14 protein-coding genes are annotated in these 16,169 nt (G+C 64.6%); 7 read left to right on the plus strand and 7 right to left on the minus strand.

Features of this window, described 5'->3' with window-relative positions; all coding sequences use genetic code 11:
* Nucleotides 1-52: 52 nt before the first annotated feature.
* From tilS to cysS, 4 genes are all read right to left on the minus strand, one after another.
* The gene (tilS, locus tag QQS38_RS01590) at nt 53-1,564 is read right to left on the minus strand and encodes a tRNA lysidine(34) synthetase TilS (protein ID WP_479643616.1); all 1,512 of its coding nucleotides are present in this window, start codon (nt 1,562-1,564) and stop codon (nt 53-55) included.
* 69 nt (nt 1,565-1,633) lie between these two features.
* Nucleotides 1,634-2,605: an acetyl-CoA carboxylase carboxyltransferase subunit alpha gene (locus QQS38_RS01595; RefSeq protein WP_277427920.1), complete on the minus strand. Its 972-nt coding sequence runs from the start codon at nt 2,603-2,605 to the stop codon at nt 1,634-1,636.
* A gap of 117 nt (nt 2,606-2,722) precedes the next feature.
* Nucleotides 2,723-3,673, minus strand: a complete 951-nt coding sequence (locus QQS38_RS01600) for a DNA-3-methyladenine glycosylase family protein (RefSeq protein ID WP_479643617.1) — start codon at nt 3,671-3,673, stop codon at nt 2,723-2,725.
* A gap of 50 nt (nt 3,674-3,723) precedes the next feature.
* A complete protein-coding gene (gene cysS / locus QQS38_RS01605) occupies nt 3,724-5,121 on the minus strand; it encodes a cysteine--tRNA ligase (RefSeq protein ID WP_479643618.1) in 1,398 nt (465 codons plus the stop codon).
* Between the two features lie 231 nt (nt 5,122-5,352).
* Between cysS and QQS38_RS01610 the strand changes: the two genes are divergently transcribed.
* The 4 genes from QQS38_RS01610 to QQS38_RS01625 all read left to right on the plus strand — a co-directional run bounded on the left by QQS38_RS01610 (nt 5,353) and on the right by QQS38_RS01625 (nt 8,068).
* Nucleotides 5,353-6,051 carry a tetratricopeptide repeat protein gene (locus QQS38_RS01610; RefSeq protein WP_479643619.1) on the plus strand — a complete coding sequence of 233 codons (699 nt, stop codon included), beginning with the start codon at nt 5,353-5,355 and terminating at the stop codon, nt 6,049-6,051.
* A gap of 40 nt (nt 6,052-6,091) precedes the next feature.
* A complete protein-coding gene (locus tag QQS38_RS01615) occupies nt 6,092-6,673 on the plus strand; it encodes a peptidylprolyl isomerase (RefSeq protein WP_479643620.1) in 582 nt (193 codons plus the stop codon).
* Between the two features lie 61 nt (nt 6,674-6,734).
* The gene (locus tag QQS38_RS01620) at nt 6,735-7,229 is read left to right on the plus strand and encodes a peptidylprolyl isomerase (RefSeq protein WP_479643621.1); all 495 of its coding nucleotides are present in this window, start codon (nt 6,735-6,737) and stop codon (nt 7,227-7,229) included.
* Between the two features lie 26 nt (nt 7,230-7,255).
* Complete coding sequence (locus tag QQS38_RS01625) at nt 7,256-8,068, plus strand: UDP-2,3-diacylglucosamine diphosphatase (RefSeq protein ID WP_479644076.1); 813 nt, start codon at nt 7,256-7,258, stop codon at nt 8,066-8,068.
* Between the two features lie 4 nt (nt 8,069-8,072).
* Here QQS38_RS01625 and cysE read toward each other — a convergent pair whose 3' ends face one another.
* Both cysE and QQS38_RS01635 read right to left on the minus strand, forming a co-directional pair.
* Nucleotides 8,073-8,870, minus strand: coding sequence for a serine O-acetyltransferase (cysE, locus tag QQS38_RS01630; RefSeq protein WP_479643622.1), 798 nt, complete (start codon nt 8,868-8,870; stop codon nt 8,073-8,075).
* 243 nt (nt 8,871-9,113) lie between these two features.
* The gene (locus tag QQS38_RS01635) at nt 9,114-9,929 is read right to left on the minus strand and encodes an RNA methyltransferase (RefSeq protein WP_479643623.1); all 816 of its coding nucleotides are present in this window, start codon (nt 9,927-9,929) and stop codon (nt 9,114-9,116) included.
* A gap of 336 nt (nt 9,930-10,265) precedes the next feature.
* On the opposite strand from QQS38_RS01635, the gene QQS38_RS01640 reads away from it, so the two are divergent.
* The 3 genes from QQS38_RS01640 (at nt 10,266) to QQS38_RS01650 (ending at nt 15,646) form a co-directional block, all read left to right on the plus strand.
* Entirely contained in the window at nt 10,266-11,066 is an 801-nt protein-coding gene (locus tag QQS38_RS01640; RefSeq protein ID WP_479643624.1) for an inositol monophosphatase family protein, read from the plus strand.
* Nucleotides 11,067-11,618: 552 nt separating this feature from the next.
* On the plus strand, nt 11,619-14,324 hold the full coding sequence (gene mutS / locus QQS38_RS01645) for a DNA mismatch repair protein MutS (RefSeq protein ID WP_479643625.1): 2,706 nt from the start codon (nt 11,619-11,621) through the stop codon (nt 14,322-14,324).
* Nucleotides 14,324-15,646 carry a hypothetical protein gene (locus QQS38_RS01650; RefSeq protein ID WP_479643626.1) on the plus strand — a complete coding sequence of 441 codons (1,323 nt, stop codon included), beginning with the start codon at nt 14,324-14,326 and terminating at the stop codon, nt 15,644-15,646. The genes mutS and QQS38_RS01650 overlap by 1 nt, the downstream gene beginning before the upstream one ends.
* Here QQS38_RS01650 and QQS38_RS01655 read toward each other — a convergent pair.
* The gene (locus QQS38_RS01655; RefSeq protein WP_479643627.1) at nt 15,623-16,162 is read right to left on the minus strand and encodes an FKBP-type peptidyl-prolyl cis-trans isomerase; all 540 of its coding nucleotides are present in this window, start codon (nt 16,160-16,162) and stop codon (nt 15,623-15,625) included. The two genes, QQS38_RS01650 and QQS38_RS01655, sit on opposite strands and share 24 nt — an antisense overlap.
* Between the last annotated feature and the right edge of the window lie 7 nt (nt 16,163-16,169).

The following is a 16,169-nucleotide window of genomic DNA, read 5'->3' on the forward strand; positions in this document are numbered from 1 at the left end:
ACGCCGCGTCAATCCGGCGCGACGCCGAGCGCCCGCGCGGCAGGCCCGCACGCTAGGCGATCAGCACATCCGGGCGCCACTCCAATCGCCTGCGCTCGCCCCGCGCACGCGAGGGCGGCAGCGACTGCGCAACTGCGCCGTTCAGTCCCAGGAGCGGCACGTAAAGGAGCTTGTCACCGAGATAGATGAGCGGCACATCGCGCTCCCAGGCCGGCACGCCCATTTCTTGAAACAAGTTCTTCAGCGTGCGCGCCGCGCTGCCAACGGCGCGCTGCATGCGCTCCCCGCCCGTGCGCGCTCGCGCCGAAAGCGGGGCGCTGCCGAGCAGCGCGGCCGGCACGGTGTGCGCTCCGGCATCGTCTTCATCCGTCGGCGCGAAGACGAGCGAGCCTCGCCATTGCGGCAAATGCCACACCTCTTGCCCGCTCCAGACGAGATGGGCAACGCGCTTCACCTCGCCTGCAGCCGGCGCGCTCGGCTGCTCGACGTGACCGGCCGGCGGCGCCGTTGCAACGCTCGGCGCCGCCTTCTCGGCGGTGACGATCGAGCTGAGCGACAGGCGCGCGGGAGGGCGCGGCTCCCAATAGATCTTGTCTCGATACAAGCGCAGACGGGCGCCCCCATGCATCACGCTCAACGCATGTCCGTCGCGGGCTTCGCGCAACTGCCGCAGCATGTCGCCCAGGCGCGCGGCCGATGGCGTTGGCAGCACCGCCGAGCGGATCCAAACGCGCATGACGTTCATCGCGCGCGCATCGTCCAGTGAGATCAGCGCCTTGCGCGAGAGCGCGGCCCCCTCATCGCGCTCGATCGTGCGCAAATCGATGCGCGCGAGGTCGTCGAGCAGTCGCTGCGCAGTGGCCGCGTGCCGCGCCGTGCGGGCAAGCGCATCGCGAAAACCGGGGAAGCGCGTCGTCAATGCAGGCAGCACCTCGTGACGAAGCGCGTTGCGCGCATAGCGCGTGTCGGCGTTCGATTCGTCTTCGATCCAGCGCAAACCGCGCAGATGCGCGTAGCGCTCCAACTGGGCACGCAACAAGTGCAAAAACGGGCGCACGCGCGGCGCCGCGGACGTCTCGTCGACGCGCTGCGGCGCCATCGCCGCAAGCCCCATCACGCCGGAGCCGCGCAACAACTGCAGCAGCACCGTCTCGGCTTGATCGTCGGCATGGTGCGCAAGCCACAGCGCGGCGACGCCTTGCCGCGCGCACATGACATCGAGCGCGCGGTAGCGCGCTTCGCGCGCGGCGGCTTCGAGGCTTTCCCCGCCATCGCGCGCAATGCGCACGTGCTGCGCCTCGAAGCGCGCGCCGAGCGCATGCGCGGCTGCCTCGCAGTGCGCAAGCCAACGATCGGCGTTCGGGCTCAACCCATGATGAACGTGCAGCGCAACGCAGCGCGAAGCGCCCATCACACGCACCGCCGCATCGAGGAGCACGCTCGAGTCGAGTCCGCCGCTGAACGCGATCGCAACGAGCGCATCGTCGGAAGGCAACGTAGAAAGCGCGCCGCCGAGGGCATCGAGAACGATGCGCTCGGCGGCGGAATCGACTGAAGGCGTCACGTCGGTAGAGATTGAAAGGGAACCCGCGAGCGGCGACCGAAGCCCCCGCGCTGCACCGCTTCCCGCGCCTTATGCGCCGGGGAGCGATTCCTTGAATTTGCCGTAAGACATGAGCCGCTCGAAACGACGTTGCCGCAGATCCGGCACGCTCATGCCTTGGAATTGACGCAGCGTGTCCGCCAACGCTCGACGCAGCAAGGCGGCCATGCCTTTGACGTCGCGGTGGGCGCCGCCCAAGGGCTCGTTCACGATCTTGTCGATGAGGCCGAGCGCCTTCAGCCGGTGCGCCGTCAAGCCCAGTGCTTCCGCCGCTTCGGGCGCCTTGGCGGCGCTCTTCCAAAGAATCGACGCGCACCCTTCGGGCGAAATCACCGAATACGTCGAGAACTGCAGCATCAACACGCTGTCGGCCACGGCGATCGCCAGTGCGCCGCCCGACCCGCCCTCGCCGATCACGGTTGCGATAATGGGCGTCTTCAATTCGGCCATGACATAAAGGTTACGGCCGATCGCTTCCGATTGCCCGCGCTCTTCGGCCCCGACCCCGGGGTATGCGCCCGGCGTGTCGATGAACGTGAAAAGCGGCAGCCCGAATTTTTCCGCCAGACGCATCAAGCGCTCGGCCTTGCGATAACCCTCGGGACGCGGCATGCCGAAATTGCGCGCCGCGCGCTCTTTCGTATCGCGGCCTTTCTGTTGACCGATCACCATACACGGATGGCCGTTGAAGCGCGCCAAACCGCCGACGATCGACAGGTCATCGGCATACGCGCGATCGCCATGCAATTCGTGGAAATCTGTAAACAGCTCGTTCACGTAATCGAGCGTATAGGGACGCTGCGGGTGACGGGCGATCTGCGAAACTTGCCAGGGCGAGAGGTTCGCGTACAGATCCTTCGTGAGCTGCTGGCTCTTCTTCGACAACCGCTCGATCTCTTCCGAAATATCGACCGCCGAATCGTCTTGCACGAAGCGCAATTCTTCGATTTTCGCCTCGAGCTCCGCGATGGGCTGTTCGAAATCCAGAAAGGTCGTTTTCATATGTTTCATTCCTAGAGTCTTGCGGCAGCGCGTATTCTAACCGTCCGCGCCCTTATCGGAATCGAGCGAATCTATCAATTTCCACTATCGATAGCCCCGGGCCTTTCGGCCGTTGCGCTACACCTCGGCCGTTCCGTCGAGGCTGCGCCACATGTACCAAGTCGCGACCGTGCGCCACGGCTCCCAATTCGCCGCCACTTCGCGAGCCTCGCTGCGCGTGACCGGCTCGCCGCTGAAGTAATTGACGCTGATCGCGCGGATGAGACCGAGATCGTCGAGCGGCAGCACGTCGGGGCGAGACAAGTTGAAGATCAGGAACATCTCGGCGGTCCAGCGGCCGATGCCCCGAATTTGCGTGAGTTCGGCGATCACAGCTTCGTCTTCCATCGACATCCATTTGTCGACGTGCAACGCACCGGACGCGAAGTGCTGCGCCAGATCGAGCAAGTACTCCGACTTGCGTTTGGACAGCCCGCACGCGCTCAGTTTGTCCTGACCGAGCTTTCTGAATTGCTGGGGCGAAAGCTTCGGGCACGCAGCTTCGATCCGGTGCCACACGGCCTGTGCAGCCTGCACCGAAATCTGCTGGCCCACGACCGAGCGCGCGAGCGTCACGAACGGATCGCCGCCGTTGATCAGATGCACGGGCCCGAACTTGGGGATCAGTCTTTTCAGAATGCGATCGCGTTTGACGAGGTCCGCGCACGCGCGATCCCAATAGGCCGGGCGCGTGATGGCAGGCTCGAGGCCGCCGATCTGCACGGGCACCGCTGCTTGCTCGTCCTTGCCCGCGCGCGACTTGCGCACGATCTCGCCATCGGCGCCGCCTTCGCGCGAGAACGCTTGGACGTCGGTCGGCTCGGGCGCCGCCGCGCCGTTGGTTTTCGCCGGGCGCGCCGTCTTGCCCTTCGCACGCGTCGGTGCCGGTTTGGCCGACACCGCGCGCTTCATGCTCGAAGCACGCTTGGCGACTGCCTTGTCGTCTTTTTCAGCGGTTGCCGCCGTTGCGCTCGCGCGTACGTCGCCCTTGCGACTTGTGCGCGCGGGCGCCTTTCTGGCCGTTGCCATCTTGCCTCCTGCCTGGCGAGTCGATCAGCGCAATGCGCGATGCGCGTTCGTCATACGCGGCGCCATTCGGTCAGCCCGCCCGGTTTGTCTTCAAGTGCAACACCGGCTTCGAGCAATTGCGCGCGAATCCGGTCTGCCTCGGCGTAGTTTTTCGCCCCCTTGGCGGCGGCGCGCTCGGCGATCTTCGCCTCGATCGCGGCCGCATCGAGCCCGTCGATCGCGCGCTCGCCGGCCGCATGCTGCAAAAACGCGCGCGGATCGCGGCCGAGCAACCCCAAGGTGCCGGCCAGTGCGTGCAACTGCCGCGCCAGAGCCGCATCGCGCGTGCGATTCAGTTCGGTCGCGAGTTCGAACAGCACCGCGACGGCAACGGGCGTGTTGAAGTCGTCGTTCATGGCGTCGCGAAAGCGCTGCGCATACGGCTCGCTCCAATCGAGCGGCGCGGCATCGGGCGTCACGTCCTTGAGCGCCGTGTAAAGACGCGTCAGCGCGGCGCGCGCATCGTCCAGATGGACGTCGCTGTAGTTGAGCGGCGAACGATAGTGCGCACGTGCGAGAAAAAAGCGCACGACTTCGGGATCGTACTTCGCGATCACGTCGCGGATCGTAAAGAAATTGCCGAGCGATTTCGACATCTTCTCGTTGTCGATCTGCACGAACCCGTTATGCATCCAATAGTTGACGAATGTCTGCCCGGTTGCGCCTTCGCTTTGCGCAATTTCATTTTCGTGGTGCGGAAACTGCAGATCTTGCCCGCCGCCGTGAAGATCGAAATGCTCGCCGAGCAACGTGCATCCCATCGCCGAACATTCGATATGCCAACCGGGACGCCCTGGCCCGTACTGCGAGTCCCAGGTGCAATCGGCCGGCTCGCCCGCCTTGGCGTGCTTCCACAGAGCGAAGTCGAGCGGGTCTTGCTTGGCGTCGTTCGCCGCCACGCGTTCGCCCGCGCGCAGATCCTCGAGCGTCTTGCCCGAGAGCGCGCCGTAGCGCTCGAACTTGCGCACCGCGTAGTTGACGTCGCCATCGGCCGCTTGATAGGCGTAGCCGTTCGCGACGAGCGCGTCGATCATGCCCAGCATCTGAGGAATGTAATCGGTCGCCCGCGGATCGATATCGGGGCGCGCACAGCCGAGCGCATCGGCGTCTTCGTACATCGCCGCGATGTAGCGGTCGGTCACGGCCTTGATCGTCTCGCCGGAATCGACTGCGCGCCGAATGATCTTGTCGTCGACGTCCGTGATGTTGCGCACGTAGGTCACGCGATAGCCGAGCGCGCGCAGCCAACGCTGCACGACGTCGAATACGACGAAAAGACGCGCATGACCGATGTGGCAGTAATCGTAGACGGTGATGCCGCAGACGTACATCCGCACTTCGCCTGCACGGCGCGGCACGAAGAGTTGCTTGTCACGCGCTAGCGTGTTGTAGATGCGCAGTGATTCCATAGAGACGATGCGTGAGCCTGGAGCAATCCGCACTCGGCGAACGCGCGTTTCGCAGCATTTCGCGATGAAGCGCAAACGGCTTGCGCGGTGCGAATACCTTTGCGCCACGAGCGCTTCGATGCGAGCGGCGCGAAAAGGCGACCACGACTGGCGGAGGACCGTTTGCCGTTCGAGGAAACCGACAAACGTTTTGTTAGAATGGGCCGGAGTATAACATCCAGACTTGAGCCTATGAAACCTTCCAGCGGCCGCATGCACCGTACTGCGGCCCTCGCCGCGGCCTCCGTTTTCGCCTTTGCGCTCGCGGCTTTCGCGGCCGTGGCGGCGCACGCGCAAACGTCGCCGGCCGTGGCCGACGACACGCCGCAAATCGACGCATCCATCGCCGCGCGAAATTGGAACGGCGCGCTCGCCGAACTCGATGCGCGCATCGCTTCGCATCCGCGCGACGCTCAAGCAAAATTCAAGCGCGGCACCGTCCTCGCGCATCTGAATCGCGACGACGACGCGATACGCCAATTCACCGAACTCACGCAGTCGTACCCCGAGTTGCCCGAGCCGTACAACAACCTTGCCGCGCTGTACGCGAAGCAAGGCCGCTACGAAGACGCCCGCACCGCGCTCGAGACGGCCGTGAAGGCCAATCCCAGCTACGGGCTCGCCTACGAAAACCTTGGCGATCTATACCTGCGGCTCGCCGATCGCTCGTACCGGCGCGCGCAAACGCTCGGCCAAGCCAGCCCGTTGACCGCACAGCGTATCGCTTCCATCGAGCAAATCGTCTCGCCCGCGAGCGGCGCGAGCGCCGCCGTCAAGGCGGCCGTACCGGCGCGCCCGGCCGCCGTGCCGCGCGCAAGCCCTTCCACCGTCGAATTCGGCGGCTCGAACGGTATGTTCCCGACGCAGCCCTACATTGCACCGTCGCGCTAAGCACGGCATTCGATTCGATTTCTTCCACGCAGAGGACCTCATGAAAAGCTTTTGGTTGGCGCTTGGCAGCGCCGCTTTGATCGCGAACGCGCCGGCTTTCGCGCAAACGAACGCGGCGGGTACGCATCCCCAAGTGCTGCTCAAGACGACGGACGGCGACATCAAGATCGAGCTCTACCCCGAGCAAGCGCCCAAGACCGTCGCCAATTTCCTCGCCTACGTGAAATCCGGCCAGTACAGCGGCACGATCTTCCATCGTGTGATCCGAGGCTTCATGATTCAAGGCGGCGGCTATACGGCCAGCTACGCCGAAAAGCCGACGCGTGCGCCGATCCCGCTCGAAAGCCGCAACGGCTTGAAAAACGCTGCCGGCACGATCGCGATGGCCCGCACGAGCGATCCGAACTCGGCGACCGCGCAATTCTTCATCAACACGGTGGACAACGCCGGGCTCGACTATCCCAATCCCGACGGCAACGGCTATGCCGTGTTCGGCAAAGTGGTGTCGGGCATGGACGTTGTAAAGAAGATCGAAGCGACGCCCACCACGACGCGCGGACCGATGGCGGACGTGCCGCAGCAGCCGATTTCGATCGAATCGGCAACCGTCGTTTCCAAATAACGCCCCTCCCCGCCGGCGCGCCGTCGCGGCGCCGGCTTGGCTCTTCAGAAAGGAACGCATCATGGTCGAACTGCATACGAATCACGGCGTCATCAAGCTCGAACTCGACGCCGAGAAAGCGCCGAAGTCCGTGGAAAATTTCCTCAATTACGTGAAGAAAGGTCATTACGACAACACGGTGTTTCATCGCGTGATCGACGGCTTCATGATCCAAGGCGGCGGCTTCGAGCCAGGCATGAAGCAAAAGCCGACCGACGCCCCCATCGACAACGAAGCGAACAACGGTCTGAAAAACGTCAAGGGCTCGATCGCGATGGCCCGCACGAACGATCCGCACTCCGCGACGGCGCAGTTCTTCATCAACGTGAACGACAACGATTTCCTCAACCACACCTCGCCGACCCCGCAAGGCTGGGGCTATGCGGTGTTCGGCCGGGTGGTCGACGGCCTGGACGTGGTCGAGAAAATCAAGAAGGTGCGCACGGGCTCCAAGGGCTTTCACCAGGACGTGCCGCTCGACGATGTCGTCATCGAGAAAGCGGTCGTAGTCGATTGAATACGAGCGTCATCCGAGATGCCGGAATATCGGCGCGGCAAGACACGGGGCCACGCAACGTCGAGGCCAGCGTGCCGCACGAACACGGCCATGCGCGCCCCCAGGCGCCGCGGCCGCTCTTGCTCATCTCGGATTTGCACCTGAGCGCGTCGATCCCACGCACGGTCGACGCGTTCGAGCACTTCATCCGCGTGACGGCGGATAGCGCCGATTCGGTGTTCATCCTGGGCGACTTGTTCGAATATTGGATTGGCGACGATAGGCTCGGCGCGGATACATTCGCCGCGCGCATCGCCGCGATCTTGCATACGCTCAGCGAACGCGGCATCGCGCTGTATGTCATGCACGGGAACCGCGACTTTCTGCTCGGCAAGCGATTCATGAAGGCGGCCGGCGCGATTTGGCTCCCCGATCCTTTCGTGATGACGGCATTCGGCGCGCGTATCGTGCTCGCCCATGGCGACGCGCTTTGCACGGCGGATCGCAAATACCAAGCGTTCCGCCGGATCGCACGCTGGCGCGCGCTTCAGTTGATGTTTCTCGCCTGGCCGTTCACGTGGCGTCAGGCGCTGGCCGAACGCATGCGCACGTCGAGCGAGGCAGGCCGGGCTCGGCCGCCTTCGCCGTTATACGACGTCACGCACGAAAGCGTCGAGGCGCTGTTCCGCAAGAGCCATACGAAGACGATGATCCACGGGCACACGCACAAACCCGCGCGTCATCAAGAAGCGGGCGGCACGCGTTGGGTGCTGCCCGATTGGGATCTCGATCACGGCACGCGCCGAGGCGGCTATCTACGGATCGATGCCGAAGGAATCCACGCGCTGCCGTTGGATTGACGGCTCAACCCGTTCGTTCCTGATGCGTTTGCGCATCGGCATGAACCATCGCGCCGGCGATCACGGCCGATAAGCGCCGCAAATCGACGCCTGCCCCATCCACGCCATGCAACGCCTCGAGCCGCGCGCCGAGGCGCTCGAGCGCGGCCACGATCTCATCGACGCGCTGCGCCTCCTTGGCTGCATGATCGATCAGCCCGTGCAACGCGAGCGACACCGGGTCTTCCGCGTTGGGCGTGATCCCGTACGCGCAAAATGCGGCTCGCTCCGGCGCCCGCTTGGCGTCGGCCGGCATGATCACACGCGCCGGGTTGCCGACAGCGGTGCCTCCCGGCGGCACAGGCTTCACGACCACGGCGTTGGAACCGATCTTCGCATCGGCTCCGATCGTGAAACCGCCGAGCACCTTCGCACCCGCGCCGACGATGACACCGCGCTCGAGCGTCGGATGGCGTTTGGCGCCGCGCGTGAGCAGCGTGCCGCCGAGCGTCACCCCTTGATAGATCGTGCAGTCGTCGCCGACCTCGGCGGTCTCGCCGATCACGACGCCCATACCATGGTCGATGAACACGCGGCGGCCGATCGTGGCGCCGGGGTGGATCTCGATCCCGGTCAAGAAGCGGGCGATCTGCGACACGAAACGCGCGAGCCAGCGACGGCGCACGCGCCAGCAGGCATGCGCGAACCGGTGCAGCACCAGCGCGTGCAGCCCGGGGTAACAGGTGAGCACTTCCCAAGCACCGCGAGCCGCGGGGTCCCGCTGACGAATCGTGGCAATGTCTTCGCGAAGTCTCTTGAACATGGTGGGGGCTCGCTAAAAAGCGCCGGAGCACCGTCGCCTGTGGGCAACGCCGGCCGCATCGATATGACGTCGGGCGATTTGCTTATGAAGAACGGCTCGATTGTAGGGTGATCGCGGCAAACCTGCTGAGCCCGTCTCGATCGTCCCTGCGCCTACCAGGGGCATTGCCGCTGCCGTGGGCCGATCGTTACGACGATCACTCGGTTAGGCGGGCGGCAGCGGTCGCCGCGCGCACGAGCGCATTCACGACGAGGACGACCCATCGCCGGCACGCGCTTTGAGCAGAATATGCTTTGCGATGCCGCGAACGATATTGACTTCCTCGCGCTCCAAGCCGGCGCGCGCGAACAAACGTCGCAGCCGTGACATCAGTTTCTTGGGATTGGCCGGATCGAGGAACTCGAGCGCGATCAGCGCGTTTTCAAGGTGCATGTACATGCGCTCGACGTCTTCGCTCGGCGCGCGCACGCTGGCCTCGTCGGCCGGTGCTGCGCCGGCGTCCTGCCGATCGGCGAGATATGCCATGCGCAGCTCATAGGCGAGCACCTGCACGGCCTGCGCAAGATTGAGCGAGCTATATGCGGGGTTGGCGGGGATGTGGGCGAGCGCGCTGCACCGCTCGACGTGCTCGTTCGAGAGCCCGGTCCGCTCGTTGCCGAAGACGAAAGCGATGTCGCCGGAAAGCGCGTGGTTGCGCGCCGCCTGCGCGGCCTCGCGCGGTGCGAGCTGCGGCGGCCCGTACTCGCGCATGCGCGCCGTCAACGCCACCGACCAGGCGACACCGGTGAGCGCATCGGCCATCGTCGGCACGATACGGGCCGAAGCGAGCACATCTTCCGCGCCGCTGGCCATCGCGATCGCCTCGGGCTCGTTCTGCACGAGCGGCACGCGTGGCGCGACGAGGACCAGCCGGGAGAACCCCATCGTTTTGATCGCACGGGCCGCGGCGCCCACGTTGCCTGGGTGACTCGGCTCGACGAGCACGAACAGAGTCGAAGTGAAGCCGCCATGCGGACCCGACGCGCAGGTATGAACGGTGGTCGAAGGCGATTGCGACATAGAGCGATTCGGAGTGGGGAGATCGACGAGAACGAACGAATGAATATGAACCGGCGAGCAAAGCCCGCGGAGGGTATGTTAGCGCGCTCGCCGAGGCGATGCGAACCCGATCGCGCCCCGATGCGGCCAACCGACGGTTTGCGGCAACGTTTGAGCCGAACGGGCGCCGACTCGGGTAAAATCCACTTATTCGTGCGCGCGATTTGGGACATGGACCAGCCGCCCGCACACCGCTCTTCTTCAATTCGCTTTCGTCGACGGAATGCGTGCGCATTCCGGGCGGTTTGGCCCACCCATCGCAGCGCTCGCACCGCCGCGGTACAAGGAATCCGTTTTATGCACCCGATGCTCAATATTGCTGTCAAGGCCGCCCGTCGCGCCGCACAGATCATCAACCGCGCCTCGCTCGACTTGGATCTCGTCCAGGTCAGCAAGAAGCAGCACAACGATTTCGTGACGGAGGTCGACAAAGCGGCGGAAGTTGCAATCATCGATACGCTCAAGACGGCCTATCCCGATCACGCCATCCTGGCAGAAGAATCGGGCCGCTCCGAGAACGAATCCGATTACGTCTGGATCATCGATCCGCTGGACGGCACCACCAATTTCATCCACGGCCTGCCCTATTACGGCGTATCCATCGCGCTGGCGCACAAAGGGATCGTCACGCAAGCGGTCGTCTACGATCCGACCCGCAACGATCTCTTCACGGCATCGCGCGGCCGCGGCGCTTATTTGAACGACCGGCGAATTCGCGTCGGCCGCCGCGACCGTCTTGCCGACGCGCTGATCGGCACGGGCTTCCCCTTCCGGGAGAACGACAGTCTCGAAGCCTACGGCCGCCTGTTCGCCGACATGACGCGCGCTTGCACGGGCTTGCGCCGCCCCGGCGCTGCGGCGCTCGATTTGGCCAATGTAGCAGCGGGCCGGCTCGACGGCTTTTTCGAGCAAGGCATCAGCGCGTGGGATATGGCGGCGGGCAGCCTCCTGATCACCGAGGCGGGCGGGCTCGTCGGCAACTACACCGGCGATTCCGATTTCCTGCAACTCGGCGAAATCGTTGCGGGCAATCCCAAGATCTACGCCCAAATGGTGCCGATCCTGAGCCCCTATAGCCGCGTAGGGAAAGGCAACTAAGCACCGCCCTTCCCTCTAACCGCGACGTGCGTCGCTGTCAGAAGACGCGCGACGGACCATGACAAAAAGGCGGCTGCGGCCGCCTTTTTGCTGGTCGCGTCCTTTTCGGCCTGGGATACGACGAGCAGACCGATGAGAGACGGCTTCTACACGATTATCGCGACGCAGTTCGTGTCGTCGCTTCGTATGAGTCGCGACATCGTCGCCTTTGCTCGAGGCGTTCGTCGGCGCCATCCGCTCGAAGCCGTTCGTTCCATCCGCTTGCAGCGGTTCGGCGTGGCACCGCCGAAATGCGCGGTTGCGCCGTCGAATCCCATAAAATGCTGGGCTTGACTGCGCCTTGATCCGAAACACGCGGTGCACGCGCGGCGCGGCGCGGCCGTCGCACGCGTCCAAGGTCGGCCGTTCGACCGACTGCGCAAGGAAAGCGGCGCGCAGTATAGTCCGCCCACAGTCGCGCTGCCGCCGCGGCAGCGGCGCATCGTCAATTGGAGCGCGCCGCGCCGTAGAAGGAACAGCCCGCAACCGAACACGTTTTTGCGAACGCCACGAATGAAAACCGAAACCAGCGTCGATGCTCCGGCGGAAACCACGCTCGTGAAGCACACGCCGTATATGCAGCAGTATCTGCGCATCAAAGCCGCTCATCCCGGCACGTTGCTGTTTTTTCGCATGGGCGACTTTTACGAGCTCTTTTTCGACGACGCCGAGAAAGCCGCTCGCCTGCTCGACCTCACGCTCACGCAACGCGGCGCTTCGGCCGGCAATCCGATCAAGATGGCCGGCGTGCCGCACCATGCTGTCGAGCAGTATCTCGCCAAGCTAGTCAAGCTTGGCGAATCAGTTGCCATTTGCGAGCAGATCGGCGATCCGGCCACCGCGAAGGGGCCGGTCGAGCGCAAAGTCGTGCGCATCGTCACGCCCGGCACCCTCACCGACGCCGCGCTGCTATCCGACAAAAGCGACGCCTACCTGCTCGCCGCGTGCCCCGCCCACAACAAGCGCGGCGTAACGACGTCGATCGGCCTTGCGTGGCTCAACCTCGCCAGCGGCGCGTTGCGGCTGGCCGAAGTCGCGCCCGGCGAAGTCGCCGCCGCGCTCGAGCGCATCCGGCCCGCCGAAATTCTCGTTGCCGACGGCATGGCCGAAGTCATGCCGGGCACGCCTTCGGGCACGCTCACACGCGTACCGGCCTGGCACTTCGACGTCGCATCCGGCATTCAAAGGCTATGCGATCAACTGAACGTGGCCAGCCTCGACGGCTTCGGCGCGGAAGGCTTCACGAGCGCCTGCGGCGCCGCCGGCGCGGTGCTCCTCTACGCCGCAGCGACGCAGGGCCAGCAGTTGCGGCACATACGCAGCCTCAAAGTCGAAACCGAATCGGAATACATCGGCCTCGACCCAGCCACGCGGCGCAATCTCGAGCTCACCGAGACGTTGCGCGGGGGTGAAGCGCCGACGCTCTGCTCCTTGCTCGACACGTGCTGCTCGACGATGGGCAGCCGCCTCTTGCGCCATTGGCTGCATCATCCGCCGCGCGCCGCCGCCGTTGCGCAGTCGCGCCAGCAAGCCATCGGGGCGCTGTTGGAAGCCGCCTCGGGCGCAAGTCTCGATCTCGTGCGCACCGCGCTTCGCCGCATCGCCGATGTCGAGCGAATCACCGGCCGGCTCGCGCTGCTCTCAGCCCGTCCGCGCGATCTGTCGAGCCTGCGCGATACGTTCGCCGCACTGCCGGCACTGCGCGAGCTCGTCACGGCAATGGCCCCGGATGTCCCGGCGCTCGACCGTATCGGCGCCGCGCTCGAGCCGCCGCACGGGTGCATGGATTTGCTCACGCGCGCCATCGCGGATGAACCGGCTGCGATGGTGCGCGACGGCGGAGTGATTGCGCGCGGCTACGACAGCGAGCTCGACGACTTGCGCGACATCTCCGAGAACTGCGGCCAATTTCTGATCGATCTCGAAGCGCGCGAGCGCGCTCGAACCGGCATCGGCAATCTGCGCGTCGAATACAACAAAGTGCATGGCTTCTACATCGAAGTCACGCGCGGTCAAACCGACAAAGTGCCCGACGATTATCGGCGCCGCCAAACGTTGAAGAATGCGGAGCGCTACATCACGCCCGAGCTCAAGACGTTCGAGGATAAAGCGCTATCGGCGCAAGAGCGCGCGCTCGCACGGGAGCGTGCGCTGTACGATGCGCTTCTGCAGACGCTGCTGCCCTTCATCGAGGACTGCCAGCGCGTAGCGACGGCGCTCGCCGAGCTCGACCTGCTTGCCGCGTTCGCCGAGCGCGCTCGAGCGCTAGGATGGGTCGCACCCGAATTTTCCGACGATGCGGGCATCGACATCGAGCAAGGCCGGCATCCCGTGGTCGAAGCGCAAGTCGAACAGTTCGTGGCCAACGATTGCCGCTTGAGCGCCGAGAGAAAGCTGCTCTTGATCACCGGGCCAAACATGGGCGGCAAATCCACATTCATGCGACAGACCGCGCTCATCGCGCTGCTGGCCTACGTGGGCAGCTATGTGCCGGCACGGCGCGCTCGCTTCGGCCCGATCGATCGCATCTTCACGCGCATCGGGGCGGCCGACGATCTAGCAGGCGGCCGTTCCACCTTCATGGTCGAAATGACGGAGGCTGCGGCCATTCTGAACGATGCCTCGGAACACAGCCTGGTTCTCATGGACGAGATCGGCCGCGGCACATCGACGTTCGACGGCCTCGCACTCGCGTGGGCCATCGCTCGCCACCTGCTGTCGGTCAACGGCTGCTATACGCTCTTTGCGACGCATTACTTCGAACTCACTCAGCTACCGCTGGAATTCGCGCAAGCGGCCAACGTCCACCTGTCGGCTGTCGAGCACGGTCACGGCATCGTCTTTCTGCATGCTGTCAACGAGGGGCCTGCGAGCCAAAGTTACGGGCTGCAAGTGGCGCAACTGGCGGGCGTGCCTTCCGCCGTCATCCGCGCAGCACGCAAGCACCTCGCCCATCTCGAGCAGCAATCGGTCGCCCAAAGCACCCCGCAACTCGACTTGTTCGCGGCGCCCGTCTACGCCGAGGATGCACCGGACGACCGTGACGGCCACGGCGGCAACTCCGATGCAACGGGGCCTTCGGAACATGCCGCGCTAGAGCGGTTACGCGAGATCGATCCAAACGAACTCAAGCCGCGCGACGCGCTCGATCTGATCTATGAGCTCCACGAGATCGTAAGCGCATCGAAGGAAGAACCAACGCGGGAGCCAAAGGCGTGATGGCCGTTGGTCGGGTGCACGAGCGAGGCCGTGTTGCACTCATCGCGGCCGCATTCGGCTACCTGTCCTTGTTTGCGCCGCCCGCTTGCGCTGCGCAGCCGCGCTACGCGTTCGCGGTCGTTTCAAGCGCGATCGGCAGCCAGGCCGACGCGCCCGCCGCGCAGCGGCTGCTTGCCACGATCGGACTCGATATGCACCTTTCGTTCGTCGTTTACGACGGCAACCTAAAAGGCGCGGACGAGCCCTGTTCCGACACACTCTACGAGCGGCGGCTGCAGTGGCTGCAAACCTCGGCGATCCCGCTCGTTCTTCTGCCCGGGCAGCACGATTGGGCCGACTGCACAACGCCGGCGGCCGGCCGTTACGATGCCGCCGAGCGGCTGGATTTCTTGAGACAGACCATGTTCTCCGATGCGGCTTCGCTCGGGCGCCCCACCCTATCGCTCACACGCGAAAGCGAGGTGGCGCGGTTTCATGCGTTCCGCGAAAACGTGCGTTGGGAAACGGGAGAGACCGTCTTCGTCGGATTGGATATCGTCGGCGGCAATAATCACTACTCGGACGCAGGCGGACGTAACGGCGAATTCGATGATCGAGCCATCGCCTCGGCATTTTGGCTGGAGCACGCAGCCGAATATGCCAAACGCCGCGCGGCGAAAGCGCTCGTCGTGTTGTTCGAGGCGGACCCGGACTTCTCTCGCTACGAAGAACACGCCGATCGCTTCGCGTGGCTGCGCTTTGCTCGTCACCGGAAACGCGACGGCTACCTCGAATTCAAGCGCAGCCTCGTGAACGCGGCCCGCATCTTCCACGGGCCGGTCATCGTGGTGCATCACAGCGCGCATTCGCTGCCGGGCGGCTTCGCCATCGACCAGCCGCTCTATAACGATAGAGGCACGCGCGTCGATAATTTGACGCGCATCGCCATTGGCCTGCGTGACGCCTCCTTGCAATGGGTGCAATTCGACGTGGCCTTCGGCCGCCCTGGGCCATTTCGGGTTAGCGTGCGCACCGCGACCGCGGTCACACCGACCTCGCCATCCAACAATTCATGGCTAGCACCGGCACCGGCATCCAACGCATCAGGGCCGCTGATTGGGCCGCTGCCGGGCATCCAGAACGTGCCGCCAGCGCCGTCTCTGCCCGGCCCTGCGCCCGCCATGCCAGCTTCGGAACCGCCGCTGCTGCCCGAAGGCCCGGGAAGCAGCCCGGCGTCGGCCACGTCCCCACCGATGCCCGTGAAGACACCGGCGCAGCGGCCGACGCACGACGACGCTGCGCCCCAGGAGGGGCCGGGTTCAATGCAGGGTGGGGGTTCCTGACGCGCCTTCCTCGTCGTCATCGTCGTCGATGACTTCGATACCTTCGGCGCCATGCACATGCGCATGCTCGATCTCATCGGCAGTCGCTTCGCGCACCTCTTTGACAGTGAGCGCAAAGCGCAACGCCATGCCCGCCAGGGGGTGATTCCCGTCGAGCACGACCTTGTCCTCAGCCACGTCCGTCACGGTGTAGATCAGCGAGTCGATTTCATCGTCGCCGTCCTCGGGCGTGCCTTCGAACTGCATGCCCACCTCGAGCGGCTCCGGAAACCGGTTGCGCGGCTCGACCTTCACGAGCTCGGGATCGTATTCGCCGAATGCGTCCTGAGGCTCGAGCTGGATCTGCGTTTGAAAACCAGGCTCGTGCCCGTCGAGTTCTTCCTCGATTTTAGGGAACGTGCCATCATAGCCGCCGTGCAGATAGACCATCGGCTCTTCGCTTTCCTCGATAAGGTTGCCTTGGGCATCCGAGAGTTTGTAAGCGACCGACACAACGGTGTTCTTCGCAATTTTCATCCAAGTC

This window comes from Trinickia sp. Z7 (genome assembly GCF_056498045.1).

What these genes read in the sequence shown, in the direction of transcription:
- QQS38_RS01595 (WP_277427920.1), bottom strand. Translation starts at nt 2,605, where the DNA reads ATGAAAACGACCTTTCTGGATTTCGAACAGCCCATCGCGGAGCTCGAG.
- QQS38_RS01620 (WP_479643621.1), top strand. Translation starts at nt 6,735, where the DNA reads ATGGTCGAACTGCATACGAATCACGGCGTCATCAAGCTCGAACTCGAC.
- QQS38_RS01600 (WP_479643617.1), bottom strand. Translation starts at nt 3,673, where the DNA reads ATGGCAACGGCCAGAAAGGCGCCCGCGCGCACAAGTCGCAAGGGCGAC.
- cysS (WP_479643618.1), bottom strand. Translation starts at nt 5,121, where the DNA reads ATGGAATCACTGCGCATCTACAACACGCTAGCGCGTGACAAGCAACTC.
- mutS (WP_479643625.1), top strand. Translation starts at nt 11,619, where the DNA reads ATGAAAACCGAAACCAGCGTCGATGCTCCGGCGGAAACCACGCTCGTG.
- QQS38_RS01635 (WP_479643623.1), bottom strand. Translation starts at nt 9,929, where the DNA reads ATGTCGCAATCGCCTTCGACCACCGTTCATACCTGCGCGTCGGGTCCG.
- QQS38_RS01650 (WP_479643626.1), top strand. Translation starts at nt 14,324, where the DNA reads ATGGCCGTTGGTCGGGTGCACGAGCGAGGCCGTGTTGCACTCATCGCG.
- QQS38_RS01610 (WP_479643619.1), top strand. Translation starts at nt 5,353, where the DNA reads ATGAAACCTTCCAGCGGCCGCATGCACCGTACTGCGGCCCTCGCCGCG.
- QQS38_RS01655 (WP_479643627.1), bottom strand. Translation starts at nt 16,162, where the DNA reads ATGAAAATTGCGAAGAACACCGTTGTGTCGGTCGCTTACAAACTCTCG.
- cysE (WP_479643622.1), bottom strand. Translation starts at nt 8,870, where the DNA reads ATGTTCAAGAGACTTCGCGAAGACATTGCCACGATTCGTCAGCGGGAC.
- QQS38_RS01640 (WP_479643624.1), top strand. Translation starts at nt 10,266, where the DNA reads ATGCACCCGATGCTCAATATTGCTGTCAAGGCCGCCCGTCGCGCCGCA.
- QQS38_RS01615 (WP_479643620.1), top strand. Translation starts at nt 6,092, where the DNA reads ATGAAAAGCTTTTGGTTGGCGCTTGGCAGCGCCGCTTTGATCGCGAAC.